Source organism: candidate division WOR-3 bacterium, from assembly GCA_039803545.1.
GTDB lineage: Bacteria > Hydrothermota > Hydrothermia > UBA1063 > UBA1063 > UBA1063.
Genome location: JBDRYS010000001.1, coordinates 358022 through 372593 on the forward strand (window position 1 = coordinate 358022; position 14572 = coordinate 372593).

Annotated in this window: 16 protein-coding genes and 1 tRNA gene; 13 read left to right on the plus strand and 4 right to left on the minus strand. The window is 40.4% G+C overall.

Features of this window, described 5'->3' with window-relative positions:
* Positions 1 to 5: 5 nt before the first annotated feature.
* The 7 genes from rfaE2 to ABIM45_01670 are packed head-to-tail and all read left to right on the plus strand — an operon-like array spanning position 6 to position 6116.
* Positions 6 to 479: a D-glycero-beta-D-manno-heptose 1-phosphate adenylyltransferase gene (rfaE2, locus tag ABIM45_01640; protein MEO0238614.1), complete on the plus strand. Its 474-nt coding sequence runs from the start codon at positions 6 to 8 to the stop codon at positions 477 to 479.
* A complete protein-coding gene (gene dacB / locus ABIM45_01645; GenBank protein MEO0238615.1) occupies positions 472 to 1797 on the plus strand; it encodes a D-alanyl-D-alanine carboxypeptidase/D-alanyl-D-alanine-endopeptidase in 1326 nt (441 codons plus the stop codon). Before rfaE2 ends, dacB begins: the two co-directional genes overlap by 8 nt.
* Positions 1797 to 3077 carry an aspartate aminotransferase family protein gene (locus ABIM45_01650; GenBank protein ID MEO0238616.1) on the plus strand — a complete coding sequence of 427 codons (1281 nt, stop codon included), beginning with the start codon at positions 1797 to 1799 and terminating at the stop codon, positions 3075 to 3077. The genes dacB and ABIM45_01650 overlap by 1 nt, the downstream gene beginning before the upstream one ends.
* Complete coding sequence (locus ABIM45_01655; GenBank protein ID MEO0238617.1) at positions 3074 to 4006, plus strand: hypothetical protein; 933 nt, start codon at positions 3074 to 3076, stop codon at positions 4004 to 4006. Before ABIM45_01650 ends, ABIM45_01655 begins: the two co-directional genes overlap by 4 nt.
* Entirely contained in the window at positions 3987 to 4997 is a 1011-nt protein-coding gene (locus ABIM45_01660) for an acyl-CoA reductase (protein MEO0238618.1), read from the plus strand. The genes ABIM45_01655 and ABIM45_01660 overlap by 20 nt, the downstream gene beginning before the upstream one ends.
* A 1-nt stretch (position 4998) precedes the next feature.
* Complete coding sequence (locus ABIM45_01665) at positions 4999 to 5433, plus strand: 6-pyruvoyl tetrahydropterin synthase family protein (protein ID MEO0238619.1); 435 nt, start codon at positions 4999 to 5001, stop codon at positions 5431 to 5433.
* Positions 5430 to 6116 carry a 7-carboxy-7-deazaguanine synthase QueE gene (locus ABIM45_01670; protein MEO0238620.1) on the plus strand — a complete coding sequence of 229 codons (687 nt, stop codon included), beginning with the start codon at positions 5430 to 5432 and terminating at the stop codon, positions 6114 to 6116. The genes ABIM45_01665 and ABIM45_01670 overlap by 4 nt, the downstream gene beginning before the upstream one ends.
* A gap of 8 nt (positions 6117 to 6124) precedes the next feature.
* On the opposite strand, the gene ABIM45_01675 is transcribed toward ABIM45_01670, so the two are convergent.
* Positions 6125 to 7471 carry an MATE family efflux transporter gene (locus tag ABIM45_01675; GenBank protein MEO0238621.1) on the minus strand — a complete coding sequence of 449 codons (1347 nt, stop codon included), beginning with the start codon at positions 7469 to 7471 and terminating at the stop codon, positions 6125 to 6127.
* A 91-nt stretch (positions 7472 to 7562) separates the two neighbouring features.
* Here ABIM45_01675 and ABIM45_01680 point away from each other — a divergent pair, with 91 nt between their 5' ends.
* From ABIM45_01680 to ABIM45_01705, 6 genes are all read left to right on the plus strand, one after another.
* Positions 7563 to 8009, plus strand: coding sequence for a periplasmic heavy metal sensor (locus tag ABIM45_01680; protein ID MEO0238622.1), 447 nt, complete (start codon positions 7563 to 7565; stop codon positions 8007 to 8009).
* A 124-nt stretch (positions 8010 to 8133) separates the two neighbouring features.
* On the plus strand, positions 8134 to 9168 hold the full coding sequence (locus ABIM45_01685) for a sensor domain-containing diguanylate cyclase (protein MEO0238623.1): 1035 nt from the start codon (positions 8134 to 8136) through the stop codon (positions 9166 to 9168).
* 3 nt (positions 9169 to 9171) lie between these two features.
* Positions 9172 to 9245, plus strand: a tRNA-Pro gene (locus tag ABIM45_01690).
* 295 nt (positions 9246 to 9540) lie between these two features.
* The gene (locus ABIM45_01695; GenBank protein MEO0238624.1) at positions 9541 to 10368 is read left to right on the plus strand and encodes a site-specific DNA-methyltransferase; all 828 of its coding nucleotides are present in this window, start codon (positions 9541 to 9543) and stop codon (positions 10366 to 10368) included.
* The gene (locus tag ABIM45_01700) at positions 10365 to 11396 is read left to right on the plus strand and encodes a hypothetical protein (protein MEO0238625.1); all 1032 of its coding nucleotides are present in this window, start codon (positions 10365 to 10367) and stop codon (positions 11394 to 11396) included. Before ABIM45_01695 ends, ABIM45_01700 begins: the two co-directional genes overlap by 4 nt.
* Entirely contained in the window at positions 11386 to 11781 is a 396-nt protein-coding gene (locus tag ABIM45_01705) for a hypothetical protein (protein MEO0238626.1), read from the plus strand. The genes ABIM45_01700 and ABIM45_01705 overlap by 11 nt, the downstream gene beginning before the upstream one ends.
* A gap of 200 nt (positions 11782 to 11981) precedes the next feature.
* Here the strand turns inward: ABIM45_01705 and ABIM45_01710 are convergent, their stop codons facing one another.
* The 3 genes from ABIM45_01710 to lipA form a co-directional block, all read right to left on the minus strand.
* The gene (locus ABIM45_01710; GenBank protein MEO0238627.1) at positions 11982 to 12941 is read right to left on the minus strand and encodes a hypothetical protein; all 960 of its coding nucleotides are present in this window, start codon (positions 12939 to 12941) and stop codon (positions 11982 to 11984) included.
* A 3-nt stretch (positions 12942 to 12944) separates the two neighbouring features.
* Positions 12945 to 13505, minus strand: coding sequence for a phospholipase D-like domain-containing protein (locus ABIM45_01715; GenBank protein MEO0238628.1), 561 nt, complete (start codon positions 13503 to 13505; stop codon positions 12945 to 12947).
* A 177-nt stretch (positions 13506 to 13682) separates the two neighbouring features.
* Entirely contained in the window at positions 13683 to 14558 is an 876-nt protein-coding gene (lipA, locus tag ABIM45_01720; protein ID MEO0238629.1) for a lipoyl synthase, read from the minus strand.
* Between the last annotated feature and the right edge of the window lie 14 nt (positions 14559 to 14572).

Consider the following 14572-nt stretch of genomic DNA (forward strand, 5'->3'; position numbering starts at 1 on the left):
TCACAATGGCATCTGGAAAAATAAAAACAAGAGAAGAACTCTCAAGGCTTTTAGATGTAATACGAGGGAAAAAGGTAGTTGTGTTTACCAACGGGTGTTTCGACGTAATTCATAGGGGGCATGTAGAGTATCTTTATTTTGCAAAAGGTCTTGGAGATTTACTCGTTGTTGCAGTAAATAGTGATGATTCTGTTAAAAGGCTTAAAGGGGAGGGAAGACCCATTAACAAATTGGAAGACAGAATGACGGTGTTGGCGGCACTGGAAATGGTTGACTATGTAGTGCCTTTTGATGAAGATACGCCTTACGAAGTCATAAAATTGTTGAGGCCTGATATTATAGTGAAAGGAGGGGATTACAAGCCTGAAGAAGTGGTTGGAAAAGATATTGTGGAGAGTTATGGTGGGAAGGTGGTTATCGCCCCCTACATTCGAGGTTATTCCACAACGGAAATCTTGAGGAGGATGAGAAATGATTAAGTTTCTTATGATGCTTTCAATCCTTTATTACGAGCCGAAAACTTTCACGAGTTTAAAGGATGTCGTTGAATATTACAGACCGAAACGGGGGTTTACTGGAATCGTAATCCTCGACAGGAAAGGGCAGGAAGTTTTTAGCTACAATGGAGATGCCTATTTTGTGCCTGCCTCCCTTAATAAAATCCTGATTACTTCCGCCTTTCTCCATTTCCTTGGACCCTCTTACACTTTTAAAACGAGGCTTTTAAGAGACTTAAAGAGTGGCAATCTCTATCTCTTAGCCAGTGGTGACCCATCTCTTAAGGTAAAGGACCTTTTTGAAATTTTCTCCTTTGTTAAGAGCGCTAACATTGTAAGTTTCGATACCCTTTACCTTGTTGATTGGGCTTACGATTCGGTGATGTACGGGGCAGGCTGGCAATTTAATAACTTAACCAAAAGTTATATGGCGCCCGTAAGCTCCTTTATTTTGGAGAATAATATCGTTAAAATTTCAGTGTTTAATTTTTATGGGATGGGTGGTCGCATTGCTCTATTTCCCCAAACTGTTTTCCTTAAGTCATTTGTACGAGGAGGGAAAGTTTACCGGATTTACGATTTAGTGAAGGGGGATACGGTTGTAACCATCTTCGAAGGGGACATTGGCAAGATGGTTGCAGCCTATCGAAGTATCGTTTCTCCTGAAAAGTTTTTCAGGGAACAAGTGGATTCTTTACTTAAGATCTTGTCGATAAAGGTTAAAAGAATCGAAATTGTGAGGGATTTGCCTCCATTGAGGTTTGATACCCTTTATGTTTACGAATCTAAACCTGCCTACGTGCTTTTAATGGACTTTATGAAGAACAGTTTGAACATTTATGGAGAGGCCTTTTTGAAGACCCTGGGAAGGGAGCTTTACGGTGGAAAAGGTAGTTATGAAAAGGGGCTTGCAGCGGTTGATAGTTTTCTGAAGGTTGCAAACCTTTCAGACCACTTCAAGCCAGCAGATGGTTCGGGCCTTTCCAGGTATAATCTGGCAACTCCTCGTGGCTTTGCAGAATTGTTGTATTACCACTACAAAAATATGAACTACTTCCCGGAGTTTGCCTCTCTCCTTGCCATAGCTAATGTCGATGGGACCCTTGCGAAAAACTATAAGGATTTACGCGGGGTTTTCCGTGGAAAAACGGGGACCCTTGCCGGGGTTACCAATATTGCAGGTTACATTAGGACTAAGAGTGGAGAGGACTATATCTACGTGGTGATGTTGAATAACACCCCTGGCTCCCCCAAATATTTTGTCGAAAAAGTCTTAAAATTTATCTACGATACAATGTAATGAAGGGATTTGAAGCTCCATTGATCAAAACGGAGATTCCGGGGCCTGTTTCGAAGCTTTTGATGTGGTATTTGAGATCCCTTGAGTGCCGGAACATCACCTATATTTCTAATGATTTTCCCATATTTATTGATAAGAGTTATAAGATGAATGTGTGGGACGTCGATGGGAATCGATTTATCGACCTTACTTCCTTTTTTGGAGTTTCTTTCATAGGACACAATCACCCCGTCGTTCGGGAAACTTTGAATTCTGCAGAAATCATTAACGGCATGGGCGATGTTTTACCCTCGGTGTCCAAGGTTGAACTCTTAGCGAAAATAAGCTCACTCTTGGGCGGCGGTTATAAGGGGATTCTTGCACAGAATGGCGCCGATTCCGTCGAGTCTGCCATAAAGACTGCCTGGCTTTACACAGGAAGGAGAAAGATTATCTCCTTTGAAAATGCCTATCACGGTCTTTCTATTGGCACTTTGTCTGTTACTCACAATCCCAAATTTAAGCGGCCCTTTGGGGATGTAATACCTACCTGGGGTATTTCCGTTCCTTTCCCTGGATTGAGGCACAGTGAGGAGGAAGTTTTGGAGATCATAAAGAAACACTTAGAAAGTGGTAATGTTGCGATGATTCTTCTTGAGCCTATCCAGGCTCGCGGCGGTGTTAGGATGTTCCCTTTGGGGTTCGTTAAGGAAGTTGCAAAACTGGCTAAGGATTTTGGTGTTCTACTTGCTTTTGATGAGATCTTTACGGGATTCGGCAGGTCTGGAAAGCTCTTTGCCTTTGAATATTTTGATGTAAGGCCCGATATTATAATCCTCGGTAAAGCTTTGTCCTCGTCCTTTCCCATTTCGGTAATGATGGCGAGGGAAGAGGTTATGGATGCCTGGCCAGTCTCAGAAGGTGAGGCCATCCATACCAGTACCTTTTTAGGGCATCCCTTAATTTCAAAGGTCGCAAGGAATGTTATCGAGTACATAGAGGAGAACAAACTTTGGCTTGAAGCAGAGTCAAAGGGGAGATATTTTCGAAAAAAGCTTCTGGACCTTAAGGAGAAGTTTCCAGAGGTTATAGCGGATGTGAGGGGATGGGGTCTCCTTATAGGTGTGGAACTTAAAGGGGTTTCTGCCTTTGAAGTCACAAAGAAACTATTAAAGCGTGGATTTATAACCCTGCCTTCCGGTCCTGAGGGTGAAGTTCTTGAACTAACGCCTCCCGTTGTTATAACAGAAGAGATTATTGATAACTTTGTTAGTGAATTTCAAAGGGTTTTAAGCCGATGACACTCCATGAAAGAGTAGCGGAATATATCGCTAATTCAAAGGAGTTTGATGAGGAACTGGCTCTTGAAATTGTTGAGTTTCAAAGACAGTATATACCGGTTTATGCGAAGTTTCTTGAAATAAATGGAATAACCAAAGTCAGGAAGATTTCTGAGTTACCCTTTTTTCCGGTTGAGTTTTTTAAAAAGTACGAGATTTTTGCAGGTCAGCCAGAGAATTACTTTGAATCCAGTGGCACGACGGGAAATAGATCGAAAGTTTTTTTTAATGCCCGTTCTCTTGAACTCTATAGAATTTCTGCCCTCAGGTCCTTTCCAGATTTTAAGGTGAAGAGGATCTATTCCTTTGTACCGGATTTTAGGATCGCCGGGCATTCATCTTTAGCCTTTATGCTTAAGATTTTTGAAGGAAAATACGAGGTGGTCTATTTGAATGATAGTTATGAGATTGAAAATCTCGACGGGGCCGTTAAAAGCCTTGAAGAGGCCGAAGAGGGCTCCCTTCTCTTTTTCACATCCAGTCAACTTCTCAAGGCCTCTGAATATTTAATTGGGACGGGTGTTAAGATAAAGAAACGATTTGTAATAATTGAAACGGGTGGTTACAAGGCGCTTCAGAAAAAGTATGTTAGGCAGGAATTACATTCCCTCGCTAAGCAAGTTTTTGAAAAGGCAGAATTTTACACGGAATATGGCATGACAGAACTCTTTTCCCAGTTCTATTCTATTTGTAACGGTCTCTATAGGGAGCATCCCTATGCTAGGGTTCTAACAGAGGGCGAAGGGCTCTTAAAGGTTTTTGATTTTGCGAATCTTTACACGGTCTCTGCTCTTCTTGTTCCTGACAGAGTTGTTGTGAAGGGTAATTGCTTCGATGTAATGGGAAGGATTCAAGAAGATGAGAGGGGATGTGCTTTCACTTTTAGATAAGTATAGTTTAGGACTGTCCGATTTCTTAGAGAAGTTTAAGAAGGGGAAAGTTATTTCTCGTGTTCAATATCAAAGGGAACTACTTGCCTCTCTTATAGAGCATTATATCCGATGCCTCGATTTTTTTAAAAACCTTAATGAATATCCTCAGGGTCCTGAAAAAGTTTTTGTCTTTTTGCCAGGTAATGTTCCTGTAGTTCCTTTTCAGCTCTTACCCTTGCTCCTTGTGAGTGGGGTAGAAGAGGTCTTTTTCAAGTACCCGCGAAGAGAGAACCAGTTTTACGATAGTTTTTTTTATGTTTTAAATGCCCATCTTAAAGAGAATTTGAAGGTAGAAGGAGCATACCTTGAACATACTGAAGCTTTAGAAAAAGCCCAAAATTACCATTTTGTAATAGGGTTTGGGGGTGAGAATCTGAGGCTCGCTTTCGAAGCCATCAAAGTGCCAGGAAAATTCTTCGGCCCGAAGTTTTCTGTAGGTATTCTTAAAGAAGGATATACTTCTGAAATGCTTGAAGGCATTGCCTGGGATAACCTTGCCTTTGATACTAAGGGTTGCCTTTCCCTGAGCGTTCTCTTTACTTTTGATAGGGATATTAGGGAAGGATTGTACCATGCCTTTGAAGAGGTTTCAGAAATTTTAACGCCAGAGAGTGATTTTCGATTCGACGAGACTGAATATGAAGTGTACCGGAATTTTCAATATTTTAACGCTGTAAGAAGGGGCAAGGATTATTTTTTAGTCTTTTCTGAAAATTTTGTCCCCATTTCAGCGCCTCGCGCTCTTCAGGTGATAGAAGTTAGTTCCATGGATGAGGTAGAAGATTTTATAAAAAGATACAACCATTATCTGCAGGGCATAGCCACTAATACGCAGTTTTTGCCAGAAAATAATGCATCAATGATTACAAGTTTTGGCAAGTTGCAGTTTACACCCTGCAGTTGGTTCTTTGAGAAGGGTGTAAATTATAAGAACTTCTGGGAGGTGTAGTATGTTTGAAATTAGGTGGGAAACCATCGTAGATTCGGCCCATCGTTTGTATGAGCACGCAAAGAAGTGTGCTTTTCTCCATGGTCATAGTTACAGGATAAGGCTCAGGATGGGTGGAAAAGTTGGTGATGATGGCATGCTTGTTGATTTTGGCCTTTTGAAAGAGAAGATACACAACCTCCTTGATCATAAGGTTATTTTGAATCGCAGGGACCCTTTGGTTGAGGTGTTAAAAAATGCAGGTCAAAGGTTAGTAATCCTTGACAGAAACCCCAGTGCAGAGAATCTTGCTCTACTTTGCTGTTCCATCGTGATGCAAGAGTTTGAAAATGTGAGCTGGGTTGAAGCGGAAGTATTCGAAACGCCAACCCAAAGTGGTTTTGTAAGTATGGAAAGAGGTGAGGTGGAGAGGGTAGAGTTTGAGGTTTTTGAATGAAAATCGTAATTTCAGAAATTTTCAAATCAATCCAGGGAGAAGGTCCCAATATCGGGACCCCTTCGGTTTTCGTGAGGGTTGGGGGATGTAATCTGAGGTGCACTTTTTGTGATACCGCTTACGCCTCTTTTCCAGAGAATTCCGGAAGCTGGTTGACCCTTGATATAGACGAAGTTACTAAGAAAATCCATGAAGTTCGGGGCAATGTTTATAACCTTGTTATAACGGGTGGAGAGCCATTGCTTCAACAAAAGGCTTTGAGAGAGCTCATCGGCAGAGTGCAATCCTTTTTCCCTTCCATTGAGATTGAAACCAACGGAACAATTTTACCTTTGGAACTCATTGAGATTCCTAACATTTCCTATAATGTTTCTGTAAAACTTTCCAATTCAGGGGTCAAGGAAGGGGAGAGGATTATTAGCGACTCCCTTGAGTTCTTTTCGAACTATGAAAAGGCTTACTTCAAGTTCGTTATAGATGGTGAGAATGACATGGAAGAGGTTTTGCAAATCGTTAAAAAGTATTACATTGCCCCCCAAAGGATTTTTTTAATGCCCTTATCAAATAGTTCTTCTCAACTGGAGGAAAAGGCTTTGAAGGTCGTTGACCTCTGTCTAAAGTACGGTTTCAGGTATTCAGATAGGCTCCACTATCGGCTTTTTGGCGGAGAGAGGGGAAAGTGAATAAGAAATCAAAGAATTTTCTCTGCCTTTAGCCAGATAATTGCAATTATGCTCGCTCCCAATGGTGCAATGTTGAGCCCCCACCACACGCCGTTAAGCCCCATGTTAAAGTTTATCGCTAAGAGCCTTGCTGTAGGGTAGGCTATTACAAGAAGTCTGCAGAAAGTCAAAATTGCAGATTTAACACCTTGCCCCATACCGTTAAAGGCTGAAGAGGTATACATGCCGACAGGTGTGAAAATGTAGGTCAATGAAGTTATTCTAAGGAATTTAATGATGTCAGGCATTAACACTTTCATAGAGACATCATTGGCAAATAAACCAGCGAGGAGGGGCGCAAAGGCATAGATCACAATTGCAATGACCGCCTGGATTTTAATACCGAGTTTCCAGGCCTCGATTATGCTTTTTCTCACCATGTCATATCTTTTTGCCCCATACCATGCACCCACAATTGAGATGGTTGCAGCAGAGATCCCAAGGGATGGTAAGACCGCAAATTGATTGAGTCTCATGCCTATGCTGTAAATCGCAATTCCCTGTGGACCTCTAATGGTTGAAGTTAGGTGGTTGAAGAGCATCTGGCTGAAGGAAATCAGAAATTGTGAAAGTGCGAAGGGGAATCCGACTTTTATTATTTCGTTTATCACGGGCCAATTGGGCTTGAAGTTCCTAACTCGGATTCTTACAAAGGTACTCTTTTGAAAGATTGCCCAGTAGATAAAGAGTATAAGGGAGACAACTTGGGAAATAACCGTCGCTACCGCAACCCCTACCAAACCCAGTTTAAAGATAAAAATGGAGATTGGGTCGAGGATTATATTCAGAACCGACCCTGTGACCATAGCGATCATCGAGCGCTTAGTATCTCCTTCAGCGCGGAATATGGAGTTAAAGATCATCACTAAAAAGCTAATAGGCATTGAGAGGAATATGATTTTTCCGTACTTAAGAGCCTGCGGTAAGGCCTCTCCTGCACCAAGAGATATAAATATTTGCTTTGAGAAAATTAATAAAGTGAAAGTAGCAATGACGGAAATAACTATGGAAAGGAAAATTCCGTTGGCTGCAGCTTTATTTGCTCTTTCATAATCTTTTGCACCGATACTTCTTGAGATAAGAGAATTTGTACCTACACCGATTCCACCGGCTATGGCCATGGCAGCAAAGTTCAGAGGTTGTGCCAGCCCTATGCCCGCGATTCCAAGAGAAGAGTTTTTAAGGGTTGAAATCCAGAAGGCATCCACTAAGTTGTAAAATATCTGAACGAAATTGGCGAAAATAGTAGGACTTGCCAGTTTCCATATGGATTTGCTTGGATGTTCGAACAATAGTTCAACGTGCTTATAAGCCATGGCCTAAGTTTAATGTTAGCAGTGCGAACAATCTAACTTTGAACTTTTATCCTGAAATTTTCGTCAAATGATGTAGAAAGGAGGTGAAAAAATGTTAAAGCCTTTAATCCTTCTGATATTTTTAACGCAGGCGCCTATGGGTGGGCCTGTGGAAGATCCTATGGATGTGTCCTGGGGCATGCTTAGGGACAAGAGGGTCGTTTCCGAATTGAAATTGACCTCTGATCAACAGAAGAAAATCGCCGATATTCACTATAATTATTCGAAGAAAGTGGTTGATCTCAGGGCTGAAATTCAGAAAAAGGCCATTGACCTCAACAAAATTATCGAATCTGAGGATTTCACAAGGGAACAAATTGAGCCCTTGGTTAAGGAAATTGCCAATTTAGAGGCTGAGTTGCGCATAAATAGGCTTATGGAAGTTGGAGAGATGAGAAAAGTTCTGACTCAGGAACAGAGAAATAAACTGCGCGAATTGATGAGGGAAAGGATGAGGATGCTAATGAGAGAAAGGCAGAGGGATAGAGAAAGACGATAGGGTGAGAATAAGAGGAAAGTAGGGCTACCCACATGGGGGGCGGGGCGCTTTGCGCCCCGCCCCCCTGTTTTTTCACAGTCTTTTTTGAATATGTGAGACTTTGTGTTTATAATCATATAAAGTTATGGAAAGGGAACAATTCAAGAGAGTACTTAAGGCTTTAGTAAAGATATCTCAGGATATCAATACGCTGAAACCCCTTGACCTTCTCCTGATTCAGATAGTTAAGCTTGCAGATAAACTGCTTTCGACAAGCTATTCCAGCATTATCCTTGTTGATGAAGAGACGATGCAGTGGACCCGTGGGGCAACGACCGATCCACTCCACCGGGAAAATGTTCACAAATATGTGAGGGAGAGGGGAGCCACCTACACCATTGTGAAGACTAGAAAACCCCTTGTAGTTAACGATGTAACTCAGAGCGAATTTGGTGACCATCCTTTTTTGAAAGAGTCCGGTGTAGTCTCCTTTATGGGAGTTCCTATTATTCACTCTGACAAGGTAATAGGAGTCCTATATACCTTTTCCAAAAAGCCTCGCACTTTTGCTCCAGAAGAGGTTGAAATACTGAAGTTCTTGGCAGAGCAAGCAGCAGTGGCAATCAACAATGTCAAACTATACGAGAAGATTAGAGAGAAGTCCATAAAAGATGAACTTACAGGACTCTTCAATTACATATACTTAAAAAGTATCCTTGAGCGGGAATTGGAAAAGATAAACAAGGGACTCGAACGGCCTTCTTCCCTCTTACACATAGATCTGGATGACTTTGCAGAGATTAATCAACACTATGGTGTAAAGATAGGTGATGAGGTTTTAAAATATGTTGGTTTTGTGATAGCAAGCAATATAAGAAAGGTTGATGTAGCAGCAAGGTATGGTGGCGATGAATTTCTTGTCTATCTTGATGGCATAGATGAGTATGAGGCAAAATTACACGCAGAAAAGATTTTAAACAAGATCCGCTTGGAACCAGTCCAATTTGGGAATGTGAAATTTATCGTGACGGCAAGCATAGGATTGACTCAACTTAAAAAGGGTAAAGACCTTGATACAATAATGAGAGAAGCAGATTTCGCCCTTCTCGAAGCTAAGAGAAAGGGTAAAAATTGTGTTGAACTTGCATCGAGTCTATTCCGGGGAGAGGAGTCTTATTAGCATCGGGGCGTAGCGCAGCTTGGTAGCGCGCCTGGTTCGGGACCAGGAAGTCGGAGGTTCAAGTCCTCTCGCCCCGATGTTGTATTATTAAATCTTAGAGTGGTGCCTAAAGTTTTTTTCTCGACTAATTTGTCAAAATTTTTACGGGTACTTTCGTTAAAATAAGAGAATGTGGTGCTTTAATGACAGCGATAGCGGAGGGAGATAAAGTGTAAAAAATTTCGCAAAACTGAGCACTACTTAACCTTTTGCTTAAATATAGGCTCAAGTTTAAAATTTACTAGTGTCTAAAAGAAGTTAAAAAGTTTTAGTGTGTTAAAAGTGGCTTATTAGTGATTATAAAGAAATCGAGTCTGGAGGGAAAATTACGAAATGAGTGAGGATAAAATCTATTTCAAGGCTAAAGATATTGTCATATATAACGAAGATTTTTTGACAACTCAATCTGTTGAAGAAAGTTCTGTGGACCTAATAGTGACATCACCGCCCTACAATGTTGATATTCACTATAACTCTTTTGATGATACAATTCCTTATAGTAAATATTTGGAGTTTACAGAACTGTGGCTTGAAAAGGCTTTAAAACTTATGAAAGATGACGGGCGAATGTGCTTGAATATTCCCTTGGACAAAAACAAGGGTGGTCAGCAGAGTGTTTATGCTGATATAATTACAATTGCCAAGAAGGTGGGGTGGAAGTACCATTCAACAATCGTATGGAATGAAGGCAATATCTCAAGAAGGACAGCATGGGGTTCATGGCTTTCCCCCTCTGCACCCTATGTGATTGCACCGGTTGAAATGATTGCAGTTTTATATAAAAAAAGATGGAAGAAACAAGGTATGGGAGAGTCTGATATAACAAAGGAAGAGTTTATTGAGTGGACTAATGGTATTTGGACTTTCCCTGGTGAGAGTAAGAAAAGAGTTAACCATCCAGCTCCTTTCCCTCTTGAGTTACCAAAGAGGTGTATAAAGTTGTTTACCTATGTTGGGGATACAGTTTTAGATCCATTCCTTGGGAGTGGAACTACCTTAGTTGCTTGTGCACTTTTGAATAGAAGAGGAATAGGAATTGATATTGACAAAGGTTACTGTGAGATTGCAAAAAATAGATTAATTCAAGAAGGTAAGCTTTTGGAAAGTGTTCTCTTTGATAACACTGTATTTCGAGACAAGCCGACTAAGTACAAAAGATGAAGGGCGCATTTATCTGTACACTTTCGGAAGAAGATTGGGAAAAAACGAGATTGTTGGGAATATATGGAAATAGGTTTTTTAAAGAAGGAACTTCAAATGTGCTTAAAGATACTCAGCAATTATCAATTATAAGGGATTTGATTTCTATGCGGGAGGGTGATTTGGTATTTTTTCACATCCGCGGTAAACAGACCATTCACGGTGTTTATGAAGTTCGAAAAACGCCATATTTCGATGACCAAGAGAGGATTTGGGATAATAAAGTTGAAGTTTTCCCCTATAGATTTTTGTTCAAGCCACATCCCAATTATGCTCACATTGCAGAATATGATGCCAATATAGAGGTACATTCCTTATATGAATTTATTGATCGAGGCATGATTCAATCTTTGGTGACTTTAGAAAATGAGCAAAATATTGAAGCAAGGGGCGTTAGGAAAATCCTGGTTGAAGACGCAAAATTAATAATTTCACTCTTGCACAGAGATTTTAAGTTTAGAAAAAATCGAGAAAAACTCGAATTTGCCCCATATAACCCTCCAAATGCCGTTAAACACCTTAAAGATTGCATATACAAAGTTGGAAATATTGAAAATGCGATAAAGGCAGTAATAATGTACATACTTGCTTACAATCCATCTCAAATATTGAACGAAATAGAAAACAAGCGGGAATTGGATTGGAAAGAGTTAGATTTTGTAAATGAGTTTTTCATAGCCCAAACTACGCGGAAATCAGTTGATATTTATGCGAGAATGAGAGATATTCATGTCTTGTTTGAGGTGAAGACTGATGTTGCCGATGAAAATGCTTTGAGACAGGCAGTATACTACAGAGATTTGCTATGGCAAAGGCCGTGGATAAACCCTGAGAAAGATAAAATTTTTGTTGTGCTTGTCGGCCAGAGATTTCAAGAAAAACTTAAACAGTCAGTTGAGAGGCTAAAAAAGATGAATAATGGGATTCATTTACTTCAATATAGGCCCATAAATAATGGTAAATGGGCGGATTTTAACTATGTTATTTGATAGAAGAATAAAGGAACCTAATCCTCTCAGGGCGTTGGCACAAGACCCTTATGCCTTTGGTATTTGCACAAAAGAGACCGATTTCTCCGTAGAGGTTCAAGAGCTGAATGTAGAGAAGAATTATCTTATCTTGAGAAAAAGAATAGATGGCAGTGTGGGGTATATTTGCATTTTTGAAAGAGGTTCTTTGACAATTGAAGAAATGCGTTCTATTTATGTGGAGTTTAGGAATCTTGTCCTTAGGCTTACTAATAGCAACTTTAGGGAGGTTGAATTAGTATTGATATGCAAGCACTATGACGCAGAAGTTTTAGAATCGATTAGTGAATACAACAGAACGTATACTCATAGAGTCCCGATAAAACTCATTTTAAATGAGTATTGAAATTAAAGAAATTCGATTCTTCTGATCTTAGTATAAACTGTTGTCTTATTAATGCTATACTTTGCCCTTGCGATAATTAAAGAACAAAAGTTTCCCTTAAACATAAAAGAGGCTGGGGAATGTTTACTGTACTAACAACGATCAGTTATACTTTAAAATCCTTTCGTAGCCAATTTTTAGATTGAGTTGGTATTTCTTTTTTACTCTTCCCCCTCTGCCTCTGCTGGTGCTAATGGGGTGAATTCTTCTTCGAAGGGTGTTACAGCAGTATAATCGTAATCGACGATGGTTTTTGCCTTTGGGTCTATGGTGAGCACGATTTTACCTATCTGGCTCAGATAATCATAATTTCTGAGTATTATCGTGTGGTTAACTGGATCTACGTAGGCTTGTCTTTCACCGAAGCCGTCAAATCCCCCGAGTATGAGGTCAATTCCTGGGACATCTCTCGCAAGAAATCTTTCCCGGTAATATCCAATGCTGGATAACATTATCACAATATCACAGCCTTTTGCTTTAAGGGTTTCAACCGTTTTCCTTGCAGATTCGTATTCTTTTAGGATTTTTATTGACTCATCACATTTAGATGGGTCAATGTCCTGATACATGAAGGAGGGGGTATTTTCACTGACAAGACCAAAGATACCTATTTTAATTCTCTTGTACTCGATAATGTCGTAAGGTAGGACGATGTTTGTGTATCTTGGGTCACTGAAGATTATGTTTGAGGAGACAAACTTTGCTTTTATTTTTGCTAAGTAGTCGAAAAGAGTAGCGGGTTGAGGCAAGTAATCTTCATTCCTGCTTTTTTCAGGAAATAGGATAAGCTCCCTGACGCCAATATTTATATAATCGTATTGGAGAGAATTTAAGTAATAGGCGATGGAATCGACGTACAAATTGTCTCCTGTGATATATCCACCGGTAAAGTTTCCCGCATCCATAAGAAGCAAAAGGGTCCCACTTTTTTCGCATCTTTGCCTTTCTCTAATAAGGAGTTCCGATAGGCTTTCAAAACCTCTAAGGGTTGGCGGGAAGTCGGGGTTAATCCAGGTGGCTTTTGATTTACCAAAGTTCCCGGCGATGTTGGAGGTATGGATAATTTCTATTTTAACGGGTTTTACTGAAAATAGTAAGCTTAATAGGAGGATTAACTTCATTTTCTACTCCAGGAACCATTCGGGCATCTTTTCTGTTGAAAGCTCTTTGACTTTCTCAAAATATTTTTCAAAGTATTCGGCTACTTCAGGCGAGTAGATGAGTACGGATGCTTCATTGTTTCTCTCCAGTGCGTAGTAGCTCCAGTTAGTTGATCCTACGATTGTTATTTTCCCGTCAACAATGATCAACTTGTCATGGGATGTTACATCGGGGGGATCAAAGTATACCTTGATGCCGCATTTGCGCAAAGTGTCCGCAAATTCTTTATTGTCAAGTGTATTGCTTCGGTTCCAATTGGAGGCATCGAGGATGACTTCAACAGAAACTCCTCTCTGTGCAGCACTTATTAGGTCATTTAGAATCAAGGAGTTTGCATCGTTTTTGTACTGGGGGTAATACCGGGCACTAAACATAAAGATCTTAATGCTTTTTTCAGCACTCTGAAGCGCCTGGTGAAGGGCAGGTACATATTCTCTATTAGGGATTGGAATCACATCAGCGGGATAGGCATAAACTAAGTTAAATGTAAAGAGAATTGTAAAAACTACTAAAAACCTCTTCATCAATTACCTCCTTGATATAATTATACTCTTTGAGCAGTCAACTCGCAAAAAATTGCTTAACGGCGGGCAGGTTTAATTATTGGAGGTAGGCATGGTGATTACAAGAAATGCTTAAGTATATAACTTAGATAAAAGGACTGACTCACTCTGAGAAACTAAAGAAATGATGTAGCGAGGTCAGCTGGATTTCCCACTTAAACTTTTCACATAAAACTCACCGGCACGATAAGAACTTCTTACAAGGGGCCCTGAAGCAACGTAGTCAAATCCCATTGATAGTCCAATTTTCTCAAATTCTTTGAATTCTTCAGGCGTGTAATATTTGATAACGGGGGCGTGTTTAATCGATGGTCTGAGGTACTGGCCTATGGTGAGAAAGTTCACCTTTATTTCTCGTAATCTTTTCATTGTATCAATGATCTCATCCTTTGTTTCACCGAGTCCCACCATAAAGCCGGATTTAGTGTAAAGATCTGTTTTTATACTCTTTGCAATCCTTAGGGTCCTGAGGGAGGTTTCGAAGGACGCCCTGCGATCTCTAATTTCTGGGGTTAGTCTTTCAACAACCTCTACGTTGTGGGCAAAAACATCAACACCTGAGTCGACGATCTTCTTTATATGTTCGGGATTGGCTCTTAGGTCTGGAACTAAGACTTCGACGAGTATGTTAGGGTACTTTGATTTTATCAGCCTCACTGTTTTTGCATAGATTTCTGCTCCTTGGTCTTCTAAATCGTCCCGCGTAACGGAAGTGATTACCACATAGTCGAGGTTCATCTCTTCAACGGCCTTTAGGACTCTCTCAGGTTCATCGTAATCGATAATTCCACGAGGGTTCCCCGTCTTCGTGGCGCAGAATTTACAGTGTCTTGTGCAAATATCCCCCAGTATCAAAAAGGTAGCAGTACCGTGCCCCCAGCATTCTCCTAAGTTAGGACACTTTGCTTCCACGCAGACAGTGTGTAAGTTTAATTGCTTTAGTGTCTTAATAACTCTGACAAATTTGTCGTTTGCAACGAATTTACTTCGTATCCAATCGGGCTTTTTCTCCATCGATTAATTGTAAT

Excerpts from the sequence above, each read along its gene's own strand:
- rfaE2 (MEO0238614.1), top strand. The coding sequence starts at position 6 with ATGGCATCTGGAAAAATAAAAACAAGAGAAGAACTCTCAAGGCTTTTA.
- dacB (MEO0238615.1), top strand. The coding sequence starts at position 472 with ATGATTAAGTTTCTTATGATGCTTTCAATCCTTTATTACGAGCCGAAA.
- ABIM45_01650 (MEO0238616.1), top strand. The coding sequence starts at position 1,797 with ATGAAGGGATTTGAAGCTCCATTGATCAAAACGGAGATTCCGGGGCCT.
- ABIM45_01655 (MEO0238617.1), top strand. The coding sequence starts at position 3,074 with ATGACACTCCATGAAAGAGTAGCGGAATATATCGCTAATTCAAAGGAG.
- ABIM45_01665 (MEO0238619.1), top strand. The coding sequence starts at position 4,999 with ATGTTTGAAATTAGGTGGGAAACCATCGTAGATTCGGCCCATCGTTTG.
- ABIM45_01670 (MEO0238620.1), top strand. The coding sequence starts at position 5,430 with ATGAAAATCGTAATTTCAGAAATTTTCAAATCAATCCAGGGAGAAGGT.
- ABIM45_01675 (MEO0238621.1), bottom strand. The coding sequence starts at position 7,471 with ATGGCTTATAAGCACGTTGAACTATTGTTCGAACATCCAAGCAAATCC.
- ABIM45_01680 (MEO0238622.1), top strand. The coding sequence starts at position 7,563 with ATGTTAAAGCCTTTAATCCTTCTGATATTTTTAACGCAGGCGCCTATG.
- ABIM45_01685 (MEO0238623.1), top strand. The coding sequence starts at position 8,134 with ATGGAAAGGGAACAATTCAAGAGAGTACTTAAGGCTTTAGTAAAGATA.
- ABIM45_01695 (MEO0238624.1), top strand. The coding sequence starts at position 9,541 with ATGAGTGAGGATAAAATCTATTTCAAGGCTAAAGATATTGTCATATAT.
- ABIM45_01700 (MEO0238625.1), top strand. The coding sequence starts at position 10,365 with ATGAAGGGCGCATTTATCTGTACACTTTCGGAAGAAGATTGGGAAAAA.
- ABIM45_01705 (MEO0238626.1), top strand. The coding sequence starts at position 11,386 with ATGTTATTTGATAGAAGAATAAAGGAACCTAATCCTCTCAGGGCGTTG.
- ABIM45_01710 (MEO0238627.1), bottom strand. The coding sequence starts at position 12,941 with ATGAAGTTAATCCTCCTATTAAGCTTACTATTTTCAGTAAAACCCGTT.
- ABIM45_01715 (MEO0238628.1), bottom strand. The coding sequence starts at position 13,505 with ATGAAGAGGTTTTTAGTAGTTTTTACAATTCTCTTTACATTTAACTTA.
- lipA (MEO0238629.1), bottom strand. The coding sequence starts at position 14,558 with ATGGAGAAAAAGCCCGATTGGATACGAAGTAAATTCGTTGCAAACGAC.